Source organism: Haloarcula sp. Atlit-7R, from assembly GCF_003666065.1.
GTDB lineage: Archaea > Halobacteriota > Halobacteria > Halobacteriales > Haloarculaceae > Haloarcula > Haloarcula taiwanensis.
The window spans coordinates 205,578-229,672 of the sequence record NZ_QXIK01000001.1 but is presented as its reverse complement, the minus strand read 5'-3'; the positions used below and the strand labels follow the sequence as shown (position 1 = coordinate 229,672).

26 protein-coding genes are annotated in these 24,095 nt (G+C 64.3%); 14 read left to right on the top strand and 12 right to left on the bottom strand.

The window, feature by feature from the left end:
* Window positions 1-145 precede the first annotated feature (145 nt).
* Window positions 146-1,726, bottom strand: a complete 1,581-nt coding sequence (gene purH, locus D3D01_RS01200; protein WP_121510979.1) for a bifunctional phosphoribosylaminoimidazolecarboxamide formyltransferase/IMP cyclohydrolase — start codon at window positions 1,724-1,726, stop codon at window positions 146-148.
* A 147-nt stretch (window positions 1,727-1,873) separates the two neighbouring features.
* On the opposite strand from purH, the gene D3D01_RS01195 reads away from it, so the two are divergent.
* The 5 genes from D3D01_RS01195 (at window position 1,874) to D3D01_RS01175 (ending at window position 7,379) form a co-directional block, all read left to right on the top strand.
* Window positions 1,874-2,428, top strand: coding sequence for a hypothetical protein (locus D3D01_RS01195; RefSeq protein ID WP_121510978.1), 555 nt, complete (start codon window positions 1,874-1,876; stop codon window positions 2,426-2,428).
* Between the two features lie 245 nt (window positions 2,429-2,673).
* The gene (locus tag D3D01_RS01190; RefSeq protein ID WP_121510977.1) at window positions 2,674-3,741 is read left to right on the top strand and encodes a zinc-dependent alcohol dehydrogenase family protein; all 1,068 of its coding nucleotides are present in this window, start codon (window positions 2,674-2,676) and stop codon (window positions 3,739-3,741) included.
* A 125-nt stretch (window positions 3,742-3,866) separates the two neighbouring features.
* Window positions 3,867-5,249: an adenylosuccinate lyase gene (gene purB / locus D3D01_RS01185; protein ID WP_121510976.1), complete on the top strand. Its 1,383-nt coding sequence runs from the start codon at window positions 3,867-3,869 to the stop codon at window positions 5,247-5,249.
* 90 nt (window positions 5,250-5,339) lie between these two features.
* Window positions 5,340-6,647: an MFS transporter gene (locus D3D01_RS01180; protein WP_101349599.1), complete on the top strand. Its 1,308-nt coding sequence runs from the start codon at window positions 5,340-5,342 to the stop codon at window positions 6,645-6,647.
* An 87-nt stretch (window positions 6,648-6,734) separates the two neighbouring features.
* Window positions 6,735-7,379 (top strand): phosphoribosyltransferase, encoded by a 645-nt coding sequence (locus D3D01_RS01175; RefSeq protein WP_121510975.1) that lies wholly within the window; start codon window positions 6,735-6,737, stop codon window positions 7,377-7,379.
* A 16-nt stretch (window positions 7,380-7,395) separates the two neighbouring features.
* On the opposite strand, the gene D3D01_RS01170 is transcribed toward D3D01_RS01175, so the two are convergent.
* The 3 genes from D3D01_RS01170 to D3D01_RS01160 are packed head-to-tail and all read right to left on the bottom strand — an operon-like array spanning window position 7,396 to window position 10,276.
* Window positions 7,396-8,523, bottom strand: coding sequence for a M20 family metallopeptidase (locus tag D3D01_RS01170; RefSeq protein ID WP_101349601.1), 1,128 nt, complete (start codon window positions 8,521-8,523; stop codon window positions 7,396-7,398).
* Complete coding sequence (gene lysA / locus D3D01_RS01165; protein ID WP_121510974.1) at window positions 8,523-9,758, bottom strand: diaminopimelate decarboxylase; 1,236 nt, start codon at window positions 9,756-9,758, stop codon at window positions 8,523-8,525. Before lysA ends, D3D01_RS01170 begins: the two co-directional genes overlap by 1 nt.
* A gap of 23 nt (window positions 9,759-9,781) precedes the next feature.
* Entirely contained in the window at window positions 9,782-10,276 is a 495-nt protein-coding gene (locus D3D01_RS01160; RefSeq protein WP_233563191.1) for a hypothetical protein, read from the bottom strand.
* 14 nt (window positions 10,277-10,290) lie between these two features.
* Between D3D01_RS01160 and D3D01_RS24760 the strand changes: the two genes are divergently transcribed.
* Window positions 10,291-10,416, top strand: a complete 126-nt coding sequence (locus D3D01_RS24760) for a hypothetical protein (protein ID WP_255410215.1) — start codon at window positions 10,291-10,293, stop codon at window positions 10,414-10,416.
* A gap of 255 nt (window positions 10,417-10,671) precedes the next feature.
* Here the strand turns inward: D3D01_RS24760 and D3D01_RS01155 are convergent, their stop codons facing one another.
* Complete coding sequence (locus D3D01_RS01155) at window positions 10,672-11,502, bottom strand: 2,3,4,5-tetrahydropyridine-2,6-dicarboxylate N-succinyltransferase (RefSeq protein WP_101349603.1); 831 nt, start codon at window positions 11,500-11,502, stop codon at window positions 10,672-10,674.
* 177 nt (window positions 11,503-11,679) lie between these two features.
* Between D3D01_RS01155 and D3D01_RS01150 the strand changes: the two genes are divergently transcribed.
* The gene (locus D3D01_RS01150; protein ID WP_121510973.1) at window positions 11,680-14,901 is read left to right on the top strand and encodes a glycoside hydrolase family 97 catalytic domain-containing protein; all 3,222 of its coding nucleotides are present in this window, start codon (window positions 11,680-11,682) and stop codon (window positions 14,899-14,901) included.
* A 363-nt stretch (window positions 14,902-15,264) separates the two neighbouring features.
* Here D3D01_RS01150 and dapB read toward each other — a convergent pair whose 3' ends face one another.
* The 3 genes from dapB to D3D01_RS01135 form a co-directional block, all read right to left on the bottom strand.
* Entirely contained in the window at window positions 15,265-16,014 is a 750-nt protein-coding gene (dapB, locus tag D3D01_RS01145; protein ID WP_121510972.1) for a 4-hydroxy-tetrahydrodipicolinate reductase, read from the bottom strand.
* A complete protein-coding gene (gene dapA / locus D3D01_RS01140; protein ID WP_121510971.1) occupies window positions 16,011-16,931 on the bottom strand; it encodes a 4-hydroxy-tetrahydrodipicolinate synthase in 921 nt (306 codons plus the stop codon). The genes dapB and dapA overlap by 4 nt, the downstream gene beginning before the upstream one ends.
* Before the next feature lie 389 nt (window positions 16,932-17,320).
* Entirely contained in the window at window positions 17,321-17,611 is a 291-nt protein-coding gene (locus tag D3D01_RS01135; RefSeq protein ID WP_233563190.1) for a hypothetical protein, read from the bottom strand.
* A 190-nt stretch (window positions 17,612-17,801) separates the two neighbouring features.
* On the opposite strand from D3D01_RS01135, the gene D3D01_RS01130 reads away from it, so the two are divergent.
* Window positions 17,802-18,299: an NYN domain-containing protein gene (locus D3D01_RS01130; RefSeq protein WP_053968536.1), complete on the top strand. Its 498-nt coding sequence runs from the start codon at window positions 17,802-17,804 to the stop codon at window positions 18,297-18,299.
* Window positions 18,300-18,431: 132 nt separating this feature from the next.
* On the opposite strand, the gene D3D01_RS01125 is transcribed toward D3D01_RS01130, so the two are convergent.
* Window positions 18,432-18,614 (bottom strand): hypothetical protein, encoded by a 183-nt coding sequence (locus D3D01_RS01125; RefSeq protein WP_053968535.1) that lies wholly within the window; start codon window positions 18,612-18,614, stop codon window positions 18,432-18,434.
* Between the two features lie 577 nt (window positions 18,615-19,191).
* Between D3D01_RS01125 and D3D01_RS01120 the strand changes: the two genes are divergently transcribed.
* Window positions 19,192-19,659 (top strand): PUA domain-containing protein, encoded by a 468-nt coding sequence (locus D3D01_RS01120; protein WP_121510970.1) that lies wholly within the window; start codon window positions 19,192-19,194, stop codon window positions 19,657-19,659.
* A gap of 117 nt (window positions 19,660-19,776) precedes the next feature.
* Window positions 19,777-20,256, top strand: a complete 480-nt coding sequence (locus D3D01_RS01115; protein WP_121510969.1) for a hypothetical protein — start codon at window positions 19,777-19,779, stop codon at window positions 20,254-20,256.
* Here the strand turns inward: D3D01_RS01115 and D3D01_RS01110 are convergent, their stop codons facing one another.
* Window positions 20,257-21,204: an AEC family transporter gene (locus D3D01_RS01110; protein ID WP_121510968.1), complete on the bottom strand. Its 948-nt coding sequence runs from the start codon at window positions 21,202-21,204 to the stop codon at window positions 20,257-20,259. It abuts the gene before it with no gap.
* A 146-nt stretch (window positions 21,205-21,350) separates the two neighbouring features.
* Here D3D01_RS01110 and D3D01_RS01105 point away from each other — a divergent pair, with 146 nt between their 5' ends.
* From D3D01_RS01105 to D3D01_RS01090, 4 genes are all read left to right on the top strand, one after another.
* Entirely contained in the window at window positions 21,351-21,746 is a 396-nt protein-coding gene (locus D3D01_RS01105) for a nascent polypeptide-associated complex protein (RefSeq protein ID WP_121510967.1), read from the top strand.
* Between the two features lies 1 nt (window position 21,747).
* Window positions 21,748-22,470: a methyltransferase domain-containing protein gene (locus tag D3D01_RS01100; protein ID WP_004962944.1), complete on the top strand. Its 723-nt coding sequence runs from the start codon at window positions 21,748-21,750 to the stop codon at window positions 22,468-22,470.
* A 75-nt stretch (window positions 22,471-22,545) separates the two neighbouring features.
* Window positions 22,546-22,755, top strand: a complete 210-nt coding sequence (locus D3D01_RS01095; protein ID WP_004962941.1) for a hypothetical protein — start codon at window positions 22,546-22,548, stop codon at window positions 22,753-22,755.
* A gap of 2 nt (window positions 22,756-22,757) precedes the next feature.
* Window positions 22,758-23,138, top strand: a complete 381-nt coding sequence (locus D3D01_RS01090; protein WP_121510966.1) for a hypothetical protein — start codon at window positions 22,758-22,760, stop codon at window positions 23,136-23,138.
* Here D3D01_RS01090 and D3D01_RS01085 read toward each other — a convergent pair.
* Entirely contained in the window at window positions 23,119-23,730 is a 612-nt protein-coding gene (locus D3D01_RS01085) for a hypothetical protein (protein ID WP_121510965.1), read from the bottom strand. The genes D3D01_RS01090 and D3D01_RS01085 overlap by 20 nt on opposite strands.
* A 9-nt stretch (window positions 23,731-23,739) precedes the next feature.
* On the bottom strand, window positions 23,740-24,066 hold the full coding sequence (locus D3D01_RS01080) for a transcription factor S (protein WP_011222897.1): 327 nt from the start codon (window positions 24,064-24,066) through the stop codon (window positions 23,740-23,742).
* Window positions 24,067-24,095 lie beyond the last annotated feature (29 nt).

The window sequence follows — 24,095 nt, the reverse complement described above, 5'->3', positions numbered from 1 at the left end:
GTCGCCCGTTCAATAGCCGGTATGAAACCTCTTTCGTTGCCGACAGTCAGCCCGGCGACACATCATAAAAAGTCCGCCCTCAGCCGTGAGCCACCGATAGCCTTGCAGTACTCGTCACTGGGGTTCAGACACTCGTTTCTCTTGGTCAGTCGTGTCTGAACGACCGCTGACCGGTGAACACCATCGCCATGTCGCGTTCGTCCGCGGCCTCGATGACGCTCTCGTCGTTTTTCGAGCCGCCGGGCTGGATAACCGCCTCGATACCGGCGGCGGCGGCCTCTTCGATACCGTCCGGGAACGGGAAGAAGGCGTCGGAGGCCATCACAGCTCCGTCCGCGTCTTTCCCTTCGGCGTGTTCGTCGGCTTTCATCGCGGCGAGTCGGACGGCGTCGACACGGGAGACCTGCCCCATGCCGATGCCGACCGTCTCCGTCCCGTCGGCGAAGAGGATGCCGTTCGATTTGACGTGTTTGAGCGTGTGCCAGGCGAACAGCATCGACTCGATCTGCTCGTCGGTCGGCTCGCGCTCGGTGACGACTTCGAGGTCGTCAGCCGAGAGGTGCTGGGTGTCACGCTCTTGGACCAGTCGGCCGCCGACGAGGGGCTTCTCAGTCAGCGTGTCCGTAACCTCGAAGTTGTCGTTCACGTCAAGAACCCGGAGGTTCTCCTTCTCGAAGAGGACGTCTAGCGCGGCGTCGGTGTAGCCGGGCGCGACGACGACTTCCTTGAAGGAGTCGATAATCTGCTCGGCGGTGGCGGCGTCACATTCGCGGTTCAGCGCGACAATACCTCCAAAAGCGCTCATCGGGTCCGTCGAGAGGGCCTTCTCGTAGGCGTCAGCTACGGTGTCGGCGGTCGCACAGCCCGCGGGGTTTGTGTGTTTGATGACCGCGGCGGCGGGCTCCTCAAACTCCTTGATGAGATTCAACGCGCCGTCGGCGTCGTTGTAGTTGTTGTACGACAGGGCCTTCGTGCCCTCGTTGAGCTGGTCGGCGTGGACGACGCTGGCCTCTGAAACGGTCGTGTCGGCGTACAGCGCGGCGTCCTGATGTGGGTTCTCCCCGTAGCGCAGGCTTGCGTCGAGATCGTCTGAGACGACGCGGCGGGCGGGGAAGTCGCCGCCGTCGTCGCCCTCGACTGAGACCGTGCCCTCGTCCCAGTCGATACTGACGCGGCCCTCCGCGAACCACTCGATGACCCGGGGGTAGGCGGTGAACTCACCCTCGTAGAGCACGCGCTCTTTGAGGCTGTCCTCGTCGTCACCTTCGAAGACGGGAATGGGTTCCTGCGTGACGATGGGGCCGCCGTCGACGCTCTCGTCGAGGACGTGGACGGTACAGCCCGTCACCTTCACACCGGCGTCGAGGACCTGTTCGTGTGCGTTCGCTCCGGTGAAGTTCGGCAGGAGACTCGGGTGGATGTTCAACGCGGTCGGTGTCTCGTCCAGGAACGTCTCGCTGAGGACGCGCATGTAGCCGTCCAGCGTGACGAGGTCGAAGTCGTACTCCGAGAGCGCGTCGAGAACGCGCTCTTCGTGGGACTGGCGCGACTCGTCACCGTCGCGCTCGACGACCTCGGTTGGGATGCCGCGCTCGGCTGCTGCTTCCAGTACTGGCGCGTCCGCGTCGTTCGTCAGAACGACAGCGAAGGACGCCCCACCCGGGGCGCGGTCCGCGATGTTCATGAGGTTCCGGCCGCGGTTGCTGGCCATACCGGCGAGTTTCATGTGCGACCGACGGACCGGCCGGTGCAAAGTTGTTGCGAAACCCCCTTCGGAATATTGTGGTATGCGACCGAGCCACGCTATTTATGTCCATGGTGTCGGTGTCTATCGGTCCGATGCGCATTTGTAGCCCGCCGCCAACTCGCCCGTATGGCGAAGCTTCGGTGTCAGCGCGCTGGCGCGGTCGCTGCCGTTGGCGGTATCGTCTGGATCGGCTGGGCCGCGGCGCTGTCCGCGACCGGCCAGACAGCCACGAGCCTGCCGATTATCGCTGGAACCATCGTCTCCGCACTCGGCGTCGTGGCCGGCCACTATGCCATCGAGGATTTCTACGGTGCACGGATGAAACGACCCGGGACCGTCGGCGCGTGGGCCGGCGGCCTCGGCGGTCTCGGCTTCGCGGCCGGGCAACTGGTCCGTCTCCTCTCCGGCGACGGCGAGGCAATCATCGGAATCGGCGTGCTCGTGCTGGTCAGCGGGTCACTGCTGGTCGCCGCCGGTCTCGTCAGGACGCGGATTCAGCCGCCGTGGCTTGGCGTGGCGCTGGGCCTCGGGACTATCGCGTTCCTCGGATTCGAGGTCCAGCCTGCGACGGCAACTGCATACGGCCTCGCGTGGGTCGCACTCGGACAGGACCTCTACCGCTTCGATCCGCCGGACGGCCGCTTTGGCGATGCCGATGGCGACTACGGCTGGCTGAGTTGAAGCTTACCCGCTAGTGGGACCAGGTCCTCACTCTCTCGAAGGTATTTCGGCGTGAGCGACCGTCGAAACTCCTGACACGTTGTATCGGAGCTGGCCGTTGTGGGTGTGGAATTAAACGGAAATTGGCCTTATTCTGCGAGCACTATATCTCTCAAAACTGCCGCTTCAGTAGCTCCGTCGCAGATTGTTCCTATAGTCTAAAAACCATAATATTCATTAGTAAGATACTCAATGTTAGTACTGTGATGCAGGCAGTACTACTAGAAGAGTTTCAGGAACCGCTGACAGTACAGGATGTCGAACGCCCCGAGCCGGAGCCGGACGGCGCTGTCGCAGAGGTCATCGGCTGTGGTATCTGTCGGTCCGACTGGCACTGCTGGCAGGGGGACTGGGACTGGTTCGGCTACCGGCCTGACCCGCCACACGTCCTCGGTCACGAGCCGACAGGCCGAATCGTCTCTGTCGGCGAGAACGTCGAAAACATCGAGGAAGGACAGGAGGTCGCGATCCCGTTCAACTTCGCCTGCGGGAGCTGTGACCTCTGTCGGAACGGACGCGAAAACATCTGTGAGAACCACATCGGTCTCGGATTCATGAATCAGGCCCCCGGCGCATTCGCCGAGGAGGTCCACATTCCCAACGCCGACCTCAACGCCGTTCCGCTCCCGGACGGTATCGACGCCGAGTCGGCCGCCGGGATGGGCTGTCGGTTCATGACCTCGTTCCACGCGATGGCCCACCGCGCACCGGTCAGTGCCGGCGACGACGTGGTTATCCACGGCTGCGGCGGCATCGGGCTCTCGGCGGTTCACATCGCGAACGCCCTCGGCGGCAACGTCATCGGGGTGGACCTGATGGACGAGAAACTGGAGCGCGCGGAAGACCTCGGCGCTGTCGCCACTGTCAACGCACAGGAGGTCGATGACCCCGCGAAAGAGGTCAGAGATATCACTGACGGCGGGGCCGACGTATCCGCAGATGCCCTCGGTATTGCAACGACGTGTCAGAACGCGGTGAACTCGCTCCGGAAAGGCGGTACGCACGTCCAGATCGGACTCACTACCAGCGAGGAGGAGGGGATGGTGCCGCTCCCGACCGACGAGTTCGTCGCCAAAGAAATCGACTTTAAAGGGTCGCTCGGCCTCCAGCCGTCGCGGTACAGCGAAATGCTCGATATGGTCGAATCGAGCAAACTCGACCCGACCGCGCTGGTCGAGGACACGGTCGACATCCATCAAGTGCCCGACGAACTGGCCGCGATGAGTGACTACAACACGGTCGGTATCCCGGTCTGCAACGAGTTCAGCAACTGACGGCGCGACTCTCCCCTCACCCGAACCCCGACTCTCTCTTTTTCGCCGTCACGCGTCGCTGCCGCAGCGCGTCACGGTTGCAGGAGAACGACACGCTTTTTCTCGCCTCCCGCGCACACTCGGGTATGACCGACAGAGGGCCACTGGCCGCCGTCTCGCCGCTCGACGGCCGATACGCCCGCTACACCGAACCGCTCGTCCCGTACGCCAGCGAGCGGGCGCTGATGTCCGCCCGCGTGGAAGTCGAAGTCGAGTATCTCATCGCGCTCGCGGACCTCGACGCCACGCCGCTTTCCATCGACGACGACCAGCGCGCGACGCTCCGGGCGCTGTACGAGGAGTTCGACGACGAGGACGCCGCCGTCGTCAAGCAACTGGAGACGGAAGGGTACGGCGAGTACGCGGCGACCAACCACGACGTGAAAGCCATCGAGTACTTCATCCGGCTGGGCATGCCAGAGAGGCTGGACGCCGACAACTGGATTCACTTCGGGCTGACCAGCGAGGACGTGAACAACCTCGCCCAGCGGCTGCTCGTCAAGCCCGCCGCCGAGGACGTGCTCGTCCCGGAACTCCGCGAGATTCGGGACGCGCTCGTGGAGATGGCCCACACCTACGCCGACATGCCGATGCTGGCCCGCACGCACGGCCAGCCCGCGACGCCGACGACGTTCGGCAAGGAGATGGCCGTCTACGCCTCCCGACTGGGGCGGGCTATCACCCGCGTCGAACGCGCTGCAGAGGGTCTTTCCGGGAAACTGGCTGGCGCGTCGGGGACCTACGCGGCCCACGTCGCCGCCTACCCCGACGTGGACTGGCCGGCGTTCGCCGAGGACTTCGTCGCCGACCTCGGCCTGGAACACGAGCCGCTGACGACGCAGGTCAACCCCTGTGACGACCTCGCGGTCCTGTTCGACGCCCTCCGTGGCGCGAACAACGTCCTGCTGGACCTCGACCTCGACGTGTGGCTGTACGTCTCGGACCGCTACCTCGGGCAGGAGGCCGTCGAGGGCGAAACGGGGTCCTCGACGATGCCCCACAAGGTCAATCCCATCGACTTCGAGAACAGCGAGGGGAATCTCTCGAAGGCGAACTCCGATCTCGTGTTCCTCGGGGACTACGTCACGAACTCCCGGCTCCAGCGGGACCTCTCGGACTCGACGGTCAAGCGCAACATCGGGGCCGCCTTCGCCCACTGTCTCATCGGCTACAGTAAGTGCCAGAACGGGCTGGCGAAGGTCGTCCCCAACGAGCAGGTGATGGCCGACGACCTCGCGGCCACGCCGGAAATCATCGGCGAGGCTGTCCAGACGATCCTCCGGCGCGAGGGGTACGCCGACGCCTACGAGCAGGTCAAAAAGGCAACACGGGGCCGGGAGGTTACCATCGAGGACTTCCACGACATGTTCGCGGACCTCGACGTGAGCGACGACGTGCGGGCGGAACTGGAAGCGCTGACGCCGACCGACTACACTGGCATCGCGGAGCAGCAGGCCGACGACAGCTGAGAATCGCTACTCTGCCGCCGTTTTCATGTTGTCACGTCCCATCGCGGCGAACGCAACTATCACGAGTGTGGCCGCCTTCGTCAGTGATAGATGGTTCTCGGCACTGACACGCGGGTCCTGACGCTGGCGTTCGCCCGGATGGCAGACGCGCTCGGCAACTCGTTTCTCATCATCGTCCTCCCCCTGTACATCGCCAGTGGTCAAGTGTCTCTCGCCGGCATTGCCGGCCAGCAGATATTCGGATTCACGCTCCAGACAGAGACGCTCATCGGGCTGGTGTTGTCTCTGTTTGGCCTGCTGAATAGCTTCGGCCAGCCCGTCACCGGGCGGCTCTCGGACCGGACCGGCAAGCGCCGGGTGTTCGTCCTCACCGGACTGGTGCTGTTCGCCATCGGTAGCGCGGCCTACCCGTTCCTCTCCTCGTACTGGACGGTGCTTGCCGCGCGGGCGTTCCAGGGCCTCGGTGCAGCCTTTACGATTCCGGCGACGGTCGCACTGGTCAACGACTACGCGGCGAGTGACGCCGAGCGCGGCGGGAACTTCGGCGTGTTCAACACTTTTCGGCTCATCGGCTTTGGCTTCGGACCGATTATCGCCGGTGTCGTCATCACCGGCGGACTCGCGGCGAACGACGTGGTGACCTACCGAATCGCCGGCACTGCGGTATCTGGCTTCACCGCCGCCTTCGCTATCGCCGTACTGGGCGCTGTTGTGAGCTTTGCCCTCGTCTGGGCGCTGATTCGGGACCCGCCGTTCGAGGCCGACGCGGGCAAGGACCTCTCGATAGCCGTCTTCGACCGGGAAGGCGAGGGGCTGGATTCGGTGTTCGTCCTCGGCGTTGGGACGTTCATGATGGCATCCACTATCGCGCTGTTTGCCACCCTCGAAGGCCCGATTCGGATGCGACTGGACGAGTCGACGCTGTTCTTCAGCGTCCAGTTTGCTGCCGTCGTCATCGCGAACGTCGTCTTTCAGGTCCCCATCGGCCGAGCGAGCGACCGGTTCGGTCGGCGACCGTTCATCGTCGCCGGGTTCGTCATCCTTGTTCCGTCGGTGTTTGCACAGGGTGTCGTGACAGGACCGTGGAGCATGCTCCTGGCGCGGTTCGTTCAGGGCATCGCCGTCGCGCTCGTGTTCGCTCCGTCCCTTGCCCTTGCCGGTGATCTGGCCGGCGCACGCGGGTCCGGAACGACGCTGTCGGTCCTGACGATGGCGTTCGGCCTCGGCGTCGCTATCGGGCCGCTGGCGTCGGGCCTGCTGTACAACGTCGGCTCGTTCAGCACGCCCTTCACCGCCGGGGCCGCGCTCGCGTTCGTTGGACTCGTCCTGACGTACACACAGGTCGATGAGACGCTAGACCTTGGGCCGGAGTCAGACCAGCCGGCACCGCAGGACTGAGCCCGAGAACGCCACTGACTGCTCACCCGCCAGTCACGGTGACCACTGACCGGAATGATTAGGATGTACGACTCCATATGATGAGGTATGTCCACAGACCGCTCGGATGCGGCGCAACAGCTCGTGGCTGCGCTGCGCCGGCGGGATGCCGTCGCCGATATCGTCGTCACGCTCGCACCGGACGGTGTCCCTGTCGGCACCGTGGTCGCTGACGAAACTGGGCTCCCGATGGACGTCATTGTAATACAGCGCATACGGGCCCCAAACCATCCAGAACTGACTCTCGGGGCCGTTGCGCCGGGTGGCTTCTCGTGGATCAACAGCCCGATGATGCGGTTTCTGGACGTGAACTGGGAGTACATTCAGGAGGCGAAGATTCACGCGAGCGACACTGTCGAGTCACGGGCGGTCGACTACGGCGAGACGTGGGGGCCGCTTGACGTGGCCGGCAAACGGGTGTTGTTGGTCGATGACGGGATTCCGACGGGTGCGGCGATGCGCGTCGCAATCCAGCGTCTCCGGAAAGCAGGTGCGAACGAGGTTATCGCCGCTGCCCCTGTCGCGCCGCCGGACGTGCTTGAGGAGGTGCAGCGGTGGACGGACGACGTCATCGTCCCGCTGAAACCGACAGCGTTTCAGGCTACTTCAGACTACTACGAAGAGTTCGATAGCGTGACAGACGAAGACGCGACGACAGCGCTCCCTGACCCCGTCCAGCGACGGTCGGCGTAGGTCCTAATTTGCCGCCTCAGACAAGTCGTTCGACCGTCTCCCGCACGGCTCGTGCGGCAGTTCGCACATCGGAGAGGCGGACGTACTCGCGTTTCGAGTGAGCGACAGCACCCAGTTCGTCGCCCAGGTCGCCGGGGCCGAACACCACGGTCGGGCCGTGTTCGGCGAAGTACGAGGCCTCCGTCGCGGCCCCGAACTGCCGAACTGCGCCGCCGCTGGCGTCCTGTAGTGTGCGGACCAGTTCCGCATCGGTGTCGGTCGCAAACGCCTCGGGGAACGGCGTGTCCGGGCGGATGAGGTCCACGGTGAGGCCCATGGACTCCGGAAGCCACTGTTCGAGGTGGGCCTGCAGGTCGCCACAGAAGGTCTCGCTCGTCTCCGGCGGGACGCTGCGCCGGTCGAATGTGATGGTACATTCGGCCGGGACCTGATTGGTCGCCTCGCCGCCCTCTATCATCGACGCCGTGAGGATGGGGTGGCCGAGCGTCTCGTGTTCGCCGGGGCCTTTCTTTTCATCGTATGCCTCCATCGCCTGCAGAACCGGCGCGGCGGCCCGAATCGCGTTCTGCCCGCTGCCGGGGTCGGCGGCGTGGGCGCTCTCACCGTGGATAGTGACGGTCCCCTCGAACTGCCCGCGGGCGGCCGTACACACGTCGAGCCCGGTCGGCTCGCCGACGATGTAGCCGTCGGCGTCGACGGTCTCGGCGAGGTGTGCCCCGCCGGTCTGGGTGGTCTCCTCGTCTGTCGAAACCGCCAGCGTGACCCGGCCGTCGTCGGGCGTGACGGTGAGAAACCCGTCCAACAGGGCCGTGAGTGGCCCTTTCGCGTCACAGGCCCCGCGGCCACAGACGATGTCGCCGTCACCGTCGCCGCCGGTGCCGTCGACGGCTTCGCCCGGCCCCGGCGGCTCCGTCCGCCGCTCGTAGGGCAGATGCGGCGGCACGGTGTCGATGTGCGTGTTGAGGAGGATGTGGGTCCCGTCGGGATCGCCTCGCGAGGCGATGACGTTGCCGAGGTCGTCTATCTCCGGGTACTCGCCGGCGTCTTCCAGCGTGTCGACCAGCAGCGAGCGCATCTCGTCGACGCGCTCGTGGGAGGGCGTTTCGACGGCCCGCCGGTGGAACGAGGGGATGTCGAACGACATTACTGTTCCATGCGGGTCACGTCCGCCAGTGTCTCGCGCTTCCTGACAACTCGCGTCTCGCCGCCCTCGAAGCCGACCTCCGCTGGCCGGGGCTGGGAGTGGAACTGGTTCGCCAGTTCGTAACCGTATGCGCCGGCGTTGCCGATTGCCAGCAGGTCGGTCCGCTCGGGTCGGGCGACGGGCCGGTCAGTGCAGAACACGTCGGCGCTCGTACAGCAGGGGCCGCCCACGGACACCGGTTCGGCCTCGCGGTCCGGCGCGGTGACGTTCCGGATCGGGTGGTAGGAGCCGAACATCGCCGGCCGGATGAGCGTCGCCAGCGAGGCGTCGACGCCGACGACCGTCGCCGCGGGCGTCTCCTTGATCGTGTTGACCTCGGTCAGAATCAGTTCGGCGTCGGCGACGACGTAGCGGCCGGGTTCGAGTTTGACCTGCGCGTCGAGATCGCCGACGGCCTCGCGGACCTTCTCGCCGACCACGTCCATGTCCAGCGGCTCGGTCGTCTCGCGGTACGGGACGCCGAAGCCGCCGCCGAAGTCGACAAAGTCTAGCGCCGCGCCGTCGGCGATGACCTCCCGACCCATGTCTGCGACCTTCCCGATGGCCCGGCAGTGGTCGTCTAGGTCGTCGTGGAGGACGCCGCTGCCGGCGTGGGCATGCAGACCGACGAGATCGAACCGTTCGCGTACGTCCGCGGCGACCTCGGGGACCTCGTCGTAGGGGATGCCGAACTTCGCGTCCTTGCCGGTAGCGACCTTCTCGTGGTGGCCCGTGCCGATGCCGGGGTTGATGCGGATGGCGACCCGTCCGTCGTAGCCCCGCTCTTCGAGGCGGTCGAAGGTGTCCCGCGCACCTCCTGTAATCGTCAGCCCGGGATTCTCGGTGGCCAGCTCGACGGCACGGTCGAGGTCGCGATCCGGCGGGTTGACAGCCGTGTACTGGAGCGTATTCGGGTCCGCGCCGGCGTCGATGGCCCGCTGGAGTTCGCCCCAGGCGGCACACTCGATGTCGGCCCCGGCTTCGAGCAGTTTCGAGAGGACGGCCTGCCCAGTGTGGGCCTTCGCGGCGTACATTACGTGGGCGTCGGGAAACGCCGCAGCGAACCGCTTGTAGTTTGCTGCGACCCGGTCGAGGTCGACGACGTACAGCGGCGTGCCGTACTCGGCGGCGACTACCTCCAGGCGCTCGTGGTCCCAGTCCGCGAGACGGCGGACTGGCGGCGAGTCGTGGGTCATTGAGGAAACAACGGTGTCGGCGGCTAACAAGGGTTCCGTTTCGAGACCCAACGACGCCGGCCAGCGGCGACGAAAGCGGCGACGCGCCGGCTTCGTGCCCGTCGGCCGACGGCACGTCGGCCACTGTCAGGCCCCGCTCGCCACGCGCTCCGGGTCGTCGCGCGCCCTGACCGCGGTGTAGGTCTAGCCGAGCAGCAGGCCGTACACGAGATGGGCGACGCCACGACGAGGAAGTTCCCGAGCAGGCCCGGCAGCGGGACCAGCGGCTCGGTGAACGACTGGACCCCCAGCGCGCTCATCGACACCGGAAGCAGGAGTCCCGTCGAGAGCAGGCCGATGGCGGCGGCGAAGGCGACGCCGGCCGCGACGCTCTCACCGACGGATGCAATCTGGCCGTGAAACACCGGCCGGGAGACGACGAACGCGAACAACAGGCCCGCGAAGACGCTGTGCAGCAGGTGGACGACCCACCCGCCGACGACGGTCGGCCAGCCGTACAGCGCCCCGACGAACGGCATGAGGTTCGCCCCGCGTGGAACACGACCCCATGCCGACGCCGGCGACCAGCCCGCTTGCACTGCCAGCGACCCATCTGTACCTCGCCACCGCCGAGACGCGAGAGACGGTGTGTCCCTGGCTCATGCGACAAAGTTTGTAATATGGAACCAAATATACAGACGATTGTTCACGCCGCGGTAACCGGTGCTTGTTCGCATGGCCACAGCAGCACGCCCGGTGAGGGTACCCATCCTCACCCAGATACGGCACGTCACGGCTCACGATGGTCGCCCGTCGTCTACCGAGAACCGCTCCCGACGGTCGCGCCTCACGGCTTCGCCGTTCATCCCGTTACTCCACGGTTCGCTTCGCTCACCGTTCCGTCGAGGCCCGCTCACTGCGTTCGCGCGCCTCGCTACTCCCGAAGCGCGTCCTCTCGCTCCGTCGCTTCCAGCGTCTCCTCCTCCACGTCAGTCGCCACGACAGCGGGCTTGTACGCGCCCCCGGGGATGAGGTCGTTCTCGCCGACGGAGGAGTCGACGAACCGCTGGAAGGCGCGTCGCTCCGGCGGCAGTTCGCCGTACAGCACCTCGTCCTCGACGAGGTCGTAGACGGGAATCCGCGGCGTCAGGAGCGTGTTCTCGCCGACAATCGAGCCCTCACCGACGACAAAGCCGCTGGTGACGCGACAGCCAGCACCCAGCGATACTTCGTCCTCGACGATGACCGGCGCGTTCTCGACCGGTTCGAGGACGCCGCCGATGAGCGTGTTTGCGCCGAGCTTGACGTTCTCGCCGATCTGGGCGCAGGAACCGACGGTGTCACAGGAGTCGACGAGCGTGCCGTCGCCGACGTAGGCCCCGATGTTGACGAAGGAGGGCGACATCATGATGCAGTCCTCGCCGAGGTACGCGCCCCGGCGGATGGCGGTCCCGTCCGGCGTGTTGCGGGTCCCGCGCTCGCCGAGGTCCGCGGTCTCGCGCAGCGGCAGTACGTCGTGGTAGTCGACGCCGCCGTACTCGCGGGCCACCGTCTCGCGGAGGCCGAAGTTCAGCAGAATACCCTGCTTGACCCAGGCGTTTGCTTCCCACTCGCCGCCGGACTTCTCCGCGGCGCGGACCTCGCCGGCTTCCAGGGCCGCGAGGAACTCGTCGAGGATGGCGAGGTGGTCGTCGGTCGCGTCGGCCGCTGAGAGGCCGTCCTGTTTCCGTTGCCAGAGGTCGTCGATATCGGCTTTGAGGCTCATGAGAGTCACTATTTCTCGGATGGTATTACTTGTCGGGGTTTCGACTCGGGGCGACCGCTTCTGCACAGTACTGCCGGGGTCGGAAAATGGTTTTAATGTAACATAACCGCCAGGATGCACGACTGTCAGCTGACCTGGAAAAAAGTTTATTAAGATTATTGTAAATTTACAACCCGGATGACTGACGACGATTGGCACGATCGTTCGGTGAATCGGCGTGACTTCCTCAGCGGTCTTTCAGGGCTGGTGGCAGCCGCAGCGTACTCCAAGGAGGTCCCCGATGCGGTGGCAGCGCAGGTAACCGCTGGTGACGCTTCCGATACCCAGCAGGTGACATCTCCAGATAGCACTATTACGGTGACTATCGATGTCTCCTCGGGCGTCCCGCAGTACGAGGTTGCGTTCGGCGGGACGACGTACATCGCTCCGTCCCCGATCGGGTTCGAGTTCGCGGACCAGGCGGCCTTTGGCACAGCCGTCAGCGGGTCTGGACCGGACATCACTGTCACGGGAAGCGAGAGCGGAACCACCACAGAGACGTGGGAGCCGGAATGGGGTGATTTCGCGACAGTCTCCGAGGAGTACAGCTATCTCCGGGTCGGCCTGGAAGAAACGGCGAGCCCCGGCCGGTCGGCGAACATCGAAGTGCGTGTGTTCAACGACGGCCTCGGCTTCCGCGTCGCGTTCGACGACGACTTCGGCGACTTCACCATCAGCAGCGAGACGACGGAGTTCAATTTCAGCGGCGATTACACCGCGTGGTGGATCGAGAACGAGTACGTCAATCCCCGCTTTGAGCAGGAGTACACCGAAAGCTCGCTCAGCGACATTCCGGCCGGGAATAAGACGATTCGTCCCAACGACAACGTCGTCCGAGCCGGTGCACACACCCCGCTGACGATGGCGGCCGGCGACGGGACGTATCTCAGCGTTCACGAGTCGAACCTCGACGACTACGCGTCGATGGCACTCGCCTCCCAGTCCGACAGCGGGAGCAAGGAGATGGCCGTCGACCTGGCCCCGCTCCCGGACGGAAACAAGGTGTCGGCGTCGGCACCGCACGTCACGCCTTGGCGGACTGTCCAGATCGGGACCTCGCCCGGCGATCTCGTCGAATCACAGCTGGTGCCACTGCTCGCTGACCCGCTGGATGAGAGCGTGTTCCCGACGAATTCGGACGGTACAGCCGACACCGGTTGGCTGGAAAGTGGCCGGAAGTACACCGGTATCTGGTGGACGATGATCGCAGGCAGCGCCAACTGGGAGTACAAAAGCGACAGCGAAATCGAGAGCAACGGCAACAACCCTGCCGAATACGTCCACGGAGCGCGGACCGAGCGGATGAAACGGTACATGAAGTTCGCCGACGAGCACGGCATCGACAGTGTGCTCGCCGAAGGGTGGAATCAGGGGTGGGACACCTACCCTGGGGACGGCACTGGGTTAGAGATGGCCGTCAACGAATCCTATCCGGATTTCGACGTTCAGGAGGTCACCGACTACGGTGCAAGCCGCTCGAACCCCGTCGAGATGACGATGCACAACGAGACGGCCGGAAACATCGTCACCTACGAGGACGAAATCAACACCGACAACATCTTTTCGGGCTACGAGAACGCCGGCATCCGGTCTATCAAGAACGGCTACGTCTCGGACCCCGGACTGGGCTTCGATGGCGACGGCTCGACCCCGTCGCACAACCAGCACTGTCAGACCTCGGTCAACCACCACCGCTTTGTCATCCAGCAGGCGGCCGCGAACCGACAGATGCTGGAGATCCATGAAGGTCTCAAGCCAACGGGGGAAATCCGGACCTACCCGAACGTCGCGGCCCGCGAAGTCGTCAAGGCTCAGGAGTACGACGGGTTCGACTCGCTGGGTGCGAACGTCGGTCGGGACCACCACGTCCTTCTCCCCTTTACCCGGATGCTGGCCGGTCCGACGAGCTACCAGCCCGGCATCTTCGACATCACGTTCAACGACAGCGAAGGCGACCAGATTCAGACCACGCGCGCCAAACAGCTCGCGATGTACCCGAATTATCTGGGCGGTATCCAGATGGCCGCCGACCGGATGGAGGCCTATATCGACGAGTCGTTCGGAGTCGGTGAGTTCATTCAGGCCCAGTCAGGCACACTGAACGGCATGATTACTGCCGACCGCTGGCGCAACGCCTTCGGCGCGCACTACGTTCCAGTCGATCCGAACCGCGAGCCAGAGGGCGCGACGGTGCGTTTCACCGTCACAGATGTCCCCAGTGCCGGAACCTACGACCTCCACCTGCGCTACGCCGCCGACCAGGAAGACAATTCGACAGCGGTTCAAAACAACGGGGGTCCCGAAGCAGCCCTCGTCGTTAACGGTACGGAACAGACACTTACGCCGTCGTTCACCACGTACTGGGATACGTGGGACATCCATACTGTTTCGGTCCAACTCGATGCGGGCACGAACAGGCTCGCTATCAAACTCGGGCCGAACGATGTCGGTGGCTTCAACCTCAACACCGTCGGTGTCACCGAGCAGGGTGCCGGTGCACCGTTCCCGGCTGCCTACACCGACTTCACCGACAGCGTCGCCGCCGCCGAGAACTACGACACCGAACCGGAGTTCGACTTCATCGAGACCGTCCCCGTGAGCTGGGACGAGACGGTCGCTGTCGACGGCCAGATCGGGGACTACGTTGTCACGGCCAAGCGCAGCGGTAGCGAGTGGTATCTCGGCGCGATGACCGACGGAACTGCCCGCGACGTGACCGTCTCACTCGATTTCCTGTCGAGTCAGACTGACGGCTGGACTGTCACCGAGTACGCCGACGCTGCCGAGGCTGGCGTTGACAACAACCCGACAGCGGTCGTCATCAGCGACTACGACGTGACCGCGGGTGACAGCGTGACCCTCTCGATGGGCGCAAGCGGCGGGACCGCGATGCGAATCGTCCCGTCCGACGGCAGTGACACGAACGACATCGTCTCCGGTGAAGCGTACGTCCTCCGGAACGAGAACAGCGGGAAAGCGCTGGATGTCGAGTTCGCTTCGACCAGTGACGGCACGAACGTCCACCAGTACGAGTACAGCGGCGGTGAGAATCAGCAGTGGGTCGTCACTGACCTCGGCACCGGCTACTACAAACTGGAAGCCGTCCACAGCGGGAAGGCGCTGGACGTCGAGGCGGCTGCGACCGGCGATGGCGCGAACGTCCACCAGTACGAGTACAGCGGCGGCGAGAATCAGCAGTGGGCCATCACGGAGAACGCCGACGGTACCTACCGACTGCTGGCACGCCACAGCGGAAAGGCGCTGGATGTCGAGGCAGGCGCAACGTCTGACGGCGCGAACGTTCAGCAGTACAGCTACGTCGGTGGTGACAACCAGAAGTGGACGTTCGAACAGCTGTAACCCTCGTATCGCCGCCCGCCGACACGTAATTGTCCTGTTCGCAGTTCTGTTTCGATGCGGTCGACCGCGAGCAGTGCAACCGAACCAGTTCGCGGCCAGGTACCAGGACCTCGGCGCCAGCTAATCCCGCTTCAGTCGGCCCCGTGGCCGGGAATGTAGCCGCACTCCGGGCACATACTGATTCGCAGAGCCGTTACTTCGAACGAGGTTGCACATCGGGGACAGTCAGACGCGGGGAGTCGAACGGATTGGTTCGTAGCCATGCGAAATTGTCGCACAGACCTACATATAAGTATGCTTCTAATATTTATCGCAGTGTACTAGTCCATATAATTGGATATGTACTGCGCAGCGTAGCCCGTATTACGCGTCTACAACGTCGCCGAAGGCGTACCAGCCGGCATCACGGCCGACGAGCCACGCCGCCGCATCGAGTGCGCCGGCGGCGAACACGCCGCGGTCTTCGGCCCGATGCGAGAGCGAGAGGACTTCGTCGTTGCCGGCCAACACGAGTTCGTGCTCGCCGCGGATATCGCCGGCACGGCGGGCGAACACGCCGATTTCGTCCGCCTCGCGCGGGGCGTGTCCCTCCCGGCCGTACACCGGCTCAACGTCGCGCTCTTCCTGAATCACGTCGAGGATACTGGTGGCTGTTCCCGACGGGGCGTCGACCTTACGGTTGTGGTGGGTCTCCATGAGTTCGAGGTCGTAGTCCTCGAGCGTGTCGACAGCCTCGCTGACGAGGCGCTGGAGGACCTGAATCCCCTGCGAGAAATTGGTCGCCTTCAGCAGCGGAATCACCTCGCTTGCGTCTTGCAGGCGAGCCAGTCCGTCCTCGTCGAAGCCGGTGGTCCCGACGACCATCGGCACGCCTGTTTCGGCGCAGGCCTCGGCGACGGTCAGCGCGCCCTCGGGGACGGCGAAGTCGACGACAACGTCCACGTCGTACTCCCGGAGCGCCGTGGCGGCGTCGGCCGGGTCGACGACCGGGACGCTCTCGACGGCATCCGTCTCGCTGGTGGCGAAGCCGACCACGACCTCGCTGTCGGTGGCGGCCTCGATGACAGCGCCACCCATCTGGCCGGTGACGCCGTTGACCGCCACCCGCGTCATCGCTCGGCCTCCGCGTACTCGTCTTCGAGGTCCTCGGTTTCGAGCGTGGCGAGTACGTCACGCAGGTGGTCGAGGTGTTCGTCCGAGAGGCGAGTCAGCGGCGAGCGGAGATGTGCCGGGCCGTAGCCCCGGATCCGCATGGCCTCCTTGACCGGAATGGGGTTGGTCTCGACGAACATCGCGCGGAACAGCGGACCGAGTTCGTGGTGGATCTGGCGGGCGCGCTCGAAGTCGCCAGACAGCGCTGCGCCGACCATCGCGCAGGTGCGCTCCGGTTCGATATTGGCCGAGACGGAGATACAGCCGGTGCCGCCGACCGACAGCATCGGCAGCGTCATCCCGTCGTCACCGGACAGCACCGCGAAGTCCTCGTCCCGGGTGCACTCGATAATCTCGGAAATCTGGTTCATGTCGCCGCTTGCGGCCTTGTACGCCCGGATGTTCGGATGCGACGCGAGCTCGACCGCCGTCTCGGGTTCGATATTCTGGCCCGTCCGCGAGGGGACGTTGTAGACGATCTGTGGCAAGTCGACGGCGTCGGCCAGCGTCGTGTAGTGGTCGATGAACCCCTGCTGTTCAGGCTTGTTGTAGTACGGCGAGATAAGCAACAGAGCATCAGCACCGGCTTCAGCGGAGCGCCGGGATAGCTCCAGCGCTTCCTTGGTGTTGTTCGAGCCCGAGCCGGCGATGACTGGCACGTCGTCGACGGCGTCGATGACCGCCTCGACGACCTCAATGTGTTCGTCGTGTGAGAGCGTCGCCGACTCGCCGGTCGAGCCGACAGGAACGAGGCCGTCGACACCAGCGGATTCGAGCCGCTGAGCGTCCTCTCTGAGTGTTTCGAAGTCAATACTGCCGTCCTGGTGAAACGGCGTGCACATCGCCGGGAACACGCCGCGGAAGTCGATAGCTGTCATTGCTGTGTGTCGAGTGTCGCTGTGGGTTAGGTTGTCCGGTCGGAAACGGTGCGAAGGCCGGCTGATACCACCGGCTGTTGTGTGTCAAACGACCTGACCCGAGACGGAGTCGCCACGTCCGCCACGAGTCACTAAAACGTTGGCTTGCGCTTTGCGCGGACGACGCCCTCACCGGTGAGCCATGAGGCGGTTCCGGACTGAAGGCGTTGTCGCATGGTCGAGTAACCGCGTGTGACCGACTTAGCTTTTGTGTTCTCGCTGCCGCCGTTCACGGTCCAGCTAAAGTGCTATCGGGGCGTTGACGGAGCGACTACGGTTTAGTTATCTCACTGTTGTCTGAAACAACCGGTCAGTGGGCAGGTATCTTACTGAAGCCCGATTACTCGCGTTCAACCCCAGATTGATTCTGGAGCAGAGACGAGGAGAATCACGAAGAGAACGAGGGTGCCGAGACCGAGGGTTCGCAGCGCACCCGCTGCACGCCGTCGGTCCGAGGGCAGGAACTCAGCGAATCCAGAGAGTCCGAACGCGATGCCTAAAAAGAGCATGTTGTGAGGGCCGTCGAGTACAATCCCGAAATACACCCACCCAAGGATGCAGATGAACGAGAAGAGTGAGAAGAGGAGACCCTGCTGCCGCCCCTCTGGCTCACGAAATACCATTCGTTGAATTGTCATCATACGTACTGACAGACGGTTGACCTAATAAATCGTTCGGCTGCACTACCGTATATCCGGTCGCTAGATTGATACATTCGGGCCGCGAGTATAACTGCTGAATCTACAACAACTGGGTAGTTGGGGCATAAATGCGCCGCTGTTTCACGTTTGTATCCCGAAAGCATATTCGGGCCGATAGCCAATACCTGATATGACAGTTTCCCAGCCGGGACAGCGCGTGGCCGTACTGGCCGACGCGCAAAACCTCTACCACACTGCCCGGAGTCTTTACTCGCGGAACATCGACTACGAGGCACTACTGGAAGAGGCCGTTGACGGCCGCGAACTGACTCGTGCTATCGCCTACGTCATCCGGGCGGACTCGCCCGAAGAAGAGACGTTTTTCGAAGCGCTCGTCGACATTGGCTTCGAGACACGCATCAAGGACATCAAGACATTTCAGGACGGGTCGAAGAAGGCGGACTGGGATGTCGGAATGAGCCTTGACGCGGTCTCGCTGGCGAACCACGTCGATACGGTAGTGCTCTGCACCGGTGACGGGGACTTCGCCCGTGTCTGTCGGTATCTCCGCCACGAAGGCTGTCGCGTCGAAGCGATGGGCTTCGAGGAGTCGTCCTCCGAAGACCTCAAAGCGGCCGTTGATGGGTTTATCGACATGAGCGCCGATTCCGACAGGTTCCTGCTATAGCTACGCCAGCATGTGGGCTGCCGCTGTGACCACTGCTGGTTCACCCACGAGCGACATGCCCTCCCGCGGCTTCCCGTGGCTCGACAGACTCACAGCTACGGTGTTTGGGTTGTTATCGAGAAAAATCGGCGGTTAGACCGGGCGACCGTCTTCTGACGTTCCAACGAGGAGGGCACCGGCGGCCAGTCCCAGTGCAGCAAGCGCTCCGGCGGCGGCCGGGATGCCGATGTCGATTGCCCCTGTACCAAGGATGAGCACAGTGCTGATCACCAGCAGTGCAGCACCCAGCATCACTTTTCGCGTGTCAGTAGCCATATCACCCGTTTCTAAGAAGTCATCCGGTATAAATTTCCCCAAAACCGACGGAGGAAAGTATGGCACAAGGCAGCAATGCACACTTTTCTGCGATATCGCCGCCGCTCTAGCATGATAATTTCGGCCCACCTTCATGACTGAAGCAGCAAACACATCCCCTTGTAGTGCCCACCACCAGTTGGGTCACAGAGACGGTATGTTGCCACGCGCTGAGGATAGTCGAGACACCTCGCGGCTGCTCGTCACGGGCCAGGCGCGAGACGGAGACCCACTGCAGTTCCAGGCATCGTAGTCGGTCCTCCGACCACGGATTGGATACAGAGGCACGCGCCCCGTGTACTCGGGCCGGGGCGACTGACGGAGCGAACCAATGGCATTCCGGTTCGGGGCCGTCACCCGTCGGGCTGGACCGTTGATTCGGAACGGATCGGGGGGAGTGGCATTCCCATTGCCACACGATTTTGCCGGCCGTGGTCCGGGCAGCCACGGTCGGGCACACATCTCATTTCGAACTGCGCCGGATAGTGGGGCAGACAGAACCGAAAGGCGGTTTATGACCCGGCATCGAACACGAGCAATGAGTGACGACGAGTTCCGGGGGCTCCGGCGTGCGGCCGACTACCAGTTCGGCGGTGGCGGCGGGACGGCGCTGTTCGCAGGCCCTGACGCCCTCGACGTAACACACACCAGCTCCGGCCGTCCGCGACAGGTCCATGCCACGGACGGCCGCATCGCCACGTACGGTGCCGACGGCCGCTTTCGACTCGGGCTCGCCGGCGGGACCCGGCTCCTCGGTGCGTTCGACACGCCGCGACACCGCGTGGTCGTCGGCGACGAGAGCGAGCCGTTCATCCGCGAGGGCCGCAACGCCTTCGCCAAGTTCGTCCAGTCGGCCGACCCGACGCTCCGACCGGGCGACGAGGCCCTCGTCGTCCACGAGGACGGCTCTCTGCTTGCCGTCGGCCGCGCGGAACTGCCCGGCAGCGGCATGGACGACTTCGAGACGGGGATGGCCGTGAAGGTCAGGCAGGGCGCAACGGACTGAGACGGAGTCTGTAGCGCCTCCCGGTACGTGTCGACCTTGGAGTTGGCACGCTCCGGCCCTGCTCGACACCGTCTCGTGTGACAGAAAGCATTTGCTGCTCCCGTCGGGACGAGCGATATGCGCCGCCGTACGCTCCTCGCCGCGCTCGCGCTCTCCCCAGTCGCCGGCTGTGTCGCACCCGGTGACGACACGGCGATGAACGGCTCGACGCCATCGACAGCGACAGCGACGCCAACAGCACAGTCGACAGCACCGACGACTGGAACATCACAGGACACACCGACAGTAACGCCCGCTCCTGACGACCCAATCCTGTTTGTCGTCGACAACGACACGGGCAATGAGCAGACCGTCACGTTCACCATCACACACGACGAAACGACGCTCCTCGATGAGACGGAGACGCTGGCTGCTGGCGACTCGGTCGAGTACGACCCGATGATCGGTTCGACCGGGACGTACACGATTACCGTCGCGGTTGCTGGCGGTCCCAGCCGGACTCTCGAACGGACTATCGGCCGGTTTGCGGTCAGCAGCGGCTCGAACCACTTCGTTGACATCACCGCTGGCGAGATCAGGATATACTGGGAGGAGTAGTCACAACACGAGCCCGGACTGCAGCAGCCACACCAGCAGCGTGACTGTCACCGCGCTGGTGACGGTCGTCAGGAACACCGTCGCGCTGACGAGCTCACCCGGCGAACGGTCCCCGGTCCCGTGGCTGAACGCACCGACGAGGATGCTGGTCGTCACGCCGGTTGGCGTCGCGAGCAGGAGCACGACCACCCGCGCGACTGTCTGGTTCTGGAACCCGACGGCAAGTACTGCGGCGAACGCGAGAACCGGGGCTAACAGGAGTTTCAATGCGCTGGCGATACCGACGGACTGGAAGTCGCTGTTCCCGTCGACGTTCGAGAGCTGTATCCCGAGGATGAGCAACATCACCGGAATCGAGGCGTTGCCGAGCAGTTCCAGCGTCTGCATCACCGTCGACTCCGTCGGCGGGACCGCGCCGAGCCAGCGGAGGCCGAGCGCGACGACGACGGCGTAGACGAGCGGCACACCGAACACGCGACGCATATCCGCCAGCGGACTGCTCGCACTGCCTCGGGCGGCGATGTAGATGCCGACGGTGTAGAGCAACACGCCCTGCAGCGCGGTCACGAGGACGGCGGTGCTCCGTCCTGTCGCACCAAAGGCGAAATCCGCCAGGGGAATGCCGTAGTTCCCAGTGTTGGGGAAGATAGAAACGAGGACGAACGCGCCCAGCAGCGGTTCGGAGTGTCCGGTCAGACGGCCGACGCCTTCCGCGAGGAGGAGCATCGCGGTGGTAAACAGCACGACAGCGAGGACGACGCTCAGAATCGTCCCGCCGGCCAGCGTCGACGTGGTCAGGCTGTGGACCACCAGCGCGGGCGCGAGGACGTATACCGTGATGGTGTTGAGTGCGTCAGGGTCGGTGCCTTTCAGCCGGCCAAGCGCGAAGCCGGCCGCAGCGACGACGACTGGGAGGATCGCCGTGGCGAAGATAGACAGCAGTGACACGGCGGGGATGCACGGGCGAGCCTTAGAATCGTTACGAAGCCGTGGGTGTGTGCCGGTTTCGCCCAGTCGGCCGGCCTGTCCCGTGACGAACACCTGTCCGGGTCCGGGTCGCTACGCTTTTCTGCCCTGCCCCGCCAGTCCTACGTATGTTTGGCGGAGGCGGCGGGATGAACCCGCGCAAGATGAAGCAGATGATGGAACAGATGGGCATCGACATGGAGGACATCGATGCGCAGGAAGTAATTATCCGCACACCCGACGAGGAGCTCGTCTTCGACGACGCGGAGGTCCAGCTCATGGAAGCCCAGGGCCAGAAAACGTATCAGGTCGTCGGCGAACCCGAAAGCCGCGAACTCGGCTCCGATGAGGGCTCAGCTGCGGCGGCTGAGGGCGATTCGGACGAGAGCGACAGCAGCTCCGGCGTCGACGAGGACGACGTCGAACTCGTCGCCATGCGTGCCGGCGTCGACGAAGACACTGCGCGAGAGGCGCTCGAAGCCAACGACGGCGACCTCGCGGACGCGGTCGACGAACTGGAGTAACGTGGCGTACCTCTTCGTCCACGAAGACCGCGAGTACCTGCTGGACCCCGGCGAGCGCTTCGAGTCCGACCTCGGTATTCTGGAGGTCCCCGAGGACGTGGAACCGGGCGATGTCGTCGAGACCCATCTGGGCACCGGCTTCACCGTCCGTCGGTTGCGCGGCCCGGACCTGTTCACCCACCTCGAACGGACTGGCGCGCCGATGATGCCCCGCGACGTGGGGCTGGTCGTCGGCAAGACCGGCGTCGCCGCGGCGGACCGCGTTCTCGATGCCGGCACCGGGACCGGAATCCTCAGCGCGTACATGGGCCGCATCGGCGCTGACGTGGTGACCTACGAGCAGGACCCCGAGTTCGCCGAGGTAGCGCGACAGAACATGGAGATCGCCGGCGTCGCGGACACTGTCGAGGTCCGAACCGGCGATATCACCGACGATCTCGACGACCTCTCGGGGTTTGACGTGCTGACCCTCGACACCGAGGACGCCCCCACTGTGGTCGAGCGGACGCCCACGCTGCTTGACCGCGGCGGCTCGCTGGCGGTGTACTCCCCGTTCGTGGAGAACACGCGCGAAGTCGTGGCGACGGCCACCGAGGTCGGCCTCGACGGCGTCGAAACGCTCGACACAATCCAGCGGGAGATGGACTTCGACGACCGCGGCTCCCGCCCATCGACCGGCGGCGTCGGCCACACCGGCTATCTGACGTTCGCGCGGCGTCCCTGACTGCACCTGTCAGTCTGCCAACCCCCTGTTGTTGGGGTCGGCTTTAAACATGTTTGAGTACGTATGGAATACTGCATGAGCGAATCAGAAACGCCGATGGAGACGACAACCTGGCCAGACCTCGCAATCGGGCTCTACGACCGCCTGACTGGACGCAATGCCGAAATAACGTACGACTTCGACGACATGGAAGTCGATGTCCCGAGCAAGGCCGGCGAAGACGCTGAACACGCTCGCTGGCGGGTCGACGGCACGCTAACTATCACGACACGCGATAACGACTGACAGTGGCCACCACGACGAAGGCGGTCGGTGATCTGTTCGACCTGCTCGAGCGAAAGCCGGACCTCCTCGTCGACGCCGATCTGACCGTCGAGCGGGACGGGGTCGCGTTCACCGTCAGGGGATACGACGACCTCGTCGCCGTCGACCTGCCGTCGTTCGGGGCGGCGCTCGATCTCTGGCGCGATCGACTGGTCGAGGGCAGGAACGCCGCCGCGGCGCTGGCTGCTGCCGGACTGACGGCTGAAATCCGGGTTCGCGGAGCGCCCGTCGCCCGCCTCGGTGCGGACGCTGTTCCGAGTTCACTTGCAAACCGACTCGGCCTCGGGCCGATTCAGCTGTTCCTCGACGGCATGCTTCTGGCGATTACGCCACGGCGCGAATGAGGTCCAGCAGTTCGGTCCGGTAGTCCGACGGTGTCCGCCGGAGCGGTTCGGGCGGATTTTCCACATTCAGAAGTGTTGCCAGCGACCGGTCGGGATACGCTCCGGCGGCGATGCGGAACCCGCCGCTGTGCCAGACGCCGACCCAGCCAGTAATCGACAGCGTCGCGTCGACCGGTTCGAGGTCGAGTTCGGCGCTGTAGGTCCGGAGCCGTGCCCGGTCGCCGCTGTCCACGCGAACCTGTTCTCTCCGCCCGCGTTCGATGGACTCGAACCCCCTGTCGGCCAGTTCATCGGCGAAAGCCGACTGGGCCTCCGAGCGGACTGTCGGGAGAATCATCGCCGGTCCGATGCCCGGCGCGAGCGGCGGGGTAAACGACAGTGCGGTCGCGAAGAAGAACCGCCACTGGTGGTTGAGCCCGATTGCGTCCCGGACGGCCGCGCGTGTCTCGGCGGCGTCGTACACTTTCGTCGCCCCCTCGACGCGGGCCGTCGGTAGTTGAAAGACTGTTTCGACGCTCTCGTCGACGAGCTCCCAGCCGCCATCGCGCAACTGATCAGTGGGTACGTCCGGGTACGCGGGGTCAGTGGGCACGGGCTGGCCTCAGTGGTCGTCCTCTCGCCACTTGTGTTCGCACTCGGTACAGGTGAAAAAGCGTGTCTCAGACTCGTCGGCCGCGCGTATCTGCTTCATCTCGTAGAAGGCCCGTTCGTTGCCACACTCTGGACAACGTGCGCCCGTCGTCGGCCCCATGTCTTCGGCATCGACCTCGGAGGTGTCGACGACTTCCGACTCCTCCTGGCCCTGCGTGGTGACGGCCATCTCCTGTTCGGCCTCGGCGTTTCGAGCCTTCTCGTAGCCGCAACTGCCACAGACCCAGCGCTCGTCGTCCGTTTTCATCATTGAACCGCATTCGTCGCAAAACTCCATTGTAGTACCATCGTTTGCCTGCCGACCGT

Excerpts from the sequence above, each read along its gene's own strand:
- D3D01_RS01095 (WP_004962941.1), top strand. The coding sequence starts at position 22,546 with ATGAGCGAATCAGAAACGCCGATGGAGACGACAACCTGGCCAGACCTC.
- D3D01_RS01135 (WP_233563190.1), bottom strand. The coding sequence starts at position 17,611 with ATGATGACAATTCAACGAATGGTATTTCGTGAGCCAGAGGGGCGGCAG.
- D3D01_RS01150 (WP_121510973.1), top strand. The coding sequence starts at position 11,680 with ATGACTGACGACGATTGGCACGATCGTTCGGTGAATCGGCGTGACTTC.
- D3D01_RS01170 (WP_101349601.1), bottom strand. The coding sequence starts at position 8,523 with ATGTCGTTCGACATCCCCTCGTTCCACCGGCGGGCCGTCGAAACGCCC.
- purB (WP_121510976.1), top strand. The coding sequence starts at position 3,867 with ATGACCGACAGAGGGCCACTGGCCGCCGTCTCGCCGCTCGACGGCCGA.
- D3D01_RS01120 (WP_121510970.1), top strand. The coding sequence starts at position 19,192 with ATGAGTGACGACGAGTTCCGGGGGCTCCGGCGTGCGGCCGACTACCAG.
- D3D01_RS01115 (WP_121510969.1), top strand. The coding sequence starts at position 19,777 with ATGCGCCGCCGTACGCTCCTCGCCGCGCTCGCGCTCTCCCCAGTCGCC.
- D3D01_RS01130 (WP_053968536.1), top strand. The coding sequence starts at position 17,802 with ATGACAGTTTCCCAGCCGGGACAGCGCGTGGCCGTACTGGCCGACGCG.
- D3D01_RS01195 (WP_121510978.1), top strand. The coding sequence starts at position 1,874 with ATGGCGAAGCTTCGGTGTCAGCGCGCTGGCGCGGTCGCTGCCGTTGGC.
- D3D01_RS01105 (WP_121510967.1), top strand. The coding sequence starts at position 21,351 with ATGTTTGGCGGAGGCGGCGGGATGAACCCGCGCAAGATGAAGCAGATG.
- lysA (WP_121510974.1), bottom strand. The coding sequence starts at position 9,758 with ATGACCCACGACTCGCCGCCAGTCCGCCGTCTCGCGGACTGGGACCAC.
- dapA (WP_121510971.1), bottom strand. The coding sequence starts at position 16,931 with ATGACAGCTATCGACTTCCGCGGCGTGTTCCCGGCGATGTGCACGCCG.
- D3D01_RS01190 (WP_121510977.1), top strand. The coding sequence starts at position 2,674 with ATGCAGGCAGTACTACTAGAAGAGTTTCAGGAACCGCTGACAGTACAG.
- D3D01_RS01080 (WP_011222897.1), bottom strand. The coding sequence starts at position 24,066 with ATGGAGTTTTGCGACGAATGCGGTTCAATGATGAAAACGGACGACGAG.
- D3D01_RS01175 (WP_121510975.1), top strand. The coding sequence starts at position 6,735 with ATGTCCACAGACCGCTCGGATGCGGCGCAACAGCTCGTGGCTGCGCTG.
- D3D01_RS01125 (WP_053968535.1), bottom strand. The coding sequence starts at position 18,614 with ATGGCTACTGACACGCGAAAAGTGATGCTGGGTGCTGCACTGCTGGTG.
- D3D01_RS01180 (WP_101349599.1), top strand. The coding sequence starts at position 5,340 with ATGGTTCTCGGCACTGACACGCGGGTCCTGACGCTGGCGTTCGCCCGG.
- dapB (WP_121510972.1), bottom strand. The coding sequence starts at position 16,014 with ATGACGCGGGTGGCGGTCAACGGCGTCACCGGCCAGATGGGTGGCGCT.
- D3D01_RS01155 (WP_101349603.1), bottom strand. The coding sequence starts at position 11,502 with ATGAGCCTCAAAGCCGATATCGACGACCTCTGGCAACGGAAACAGGAC.
- D3D01_RS01160 (WP_233563191.1), bottom strand. The coding sequence starts at position 10,276 with ATGCCGTTCGTCGGGGCGCTGTACGGCTGGCCGACCGTCGTCGGCGGG.
- purH (WP_121510979.1), bottom strand. The coding sequence starts at position 1,726 with ATGAAACTCGCCGGTATGGCCAGCAACCGCGGCCGGAACCTCATGAAC.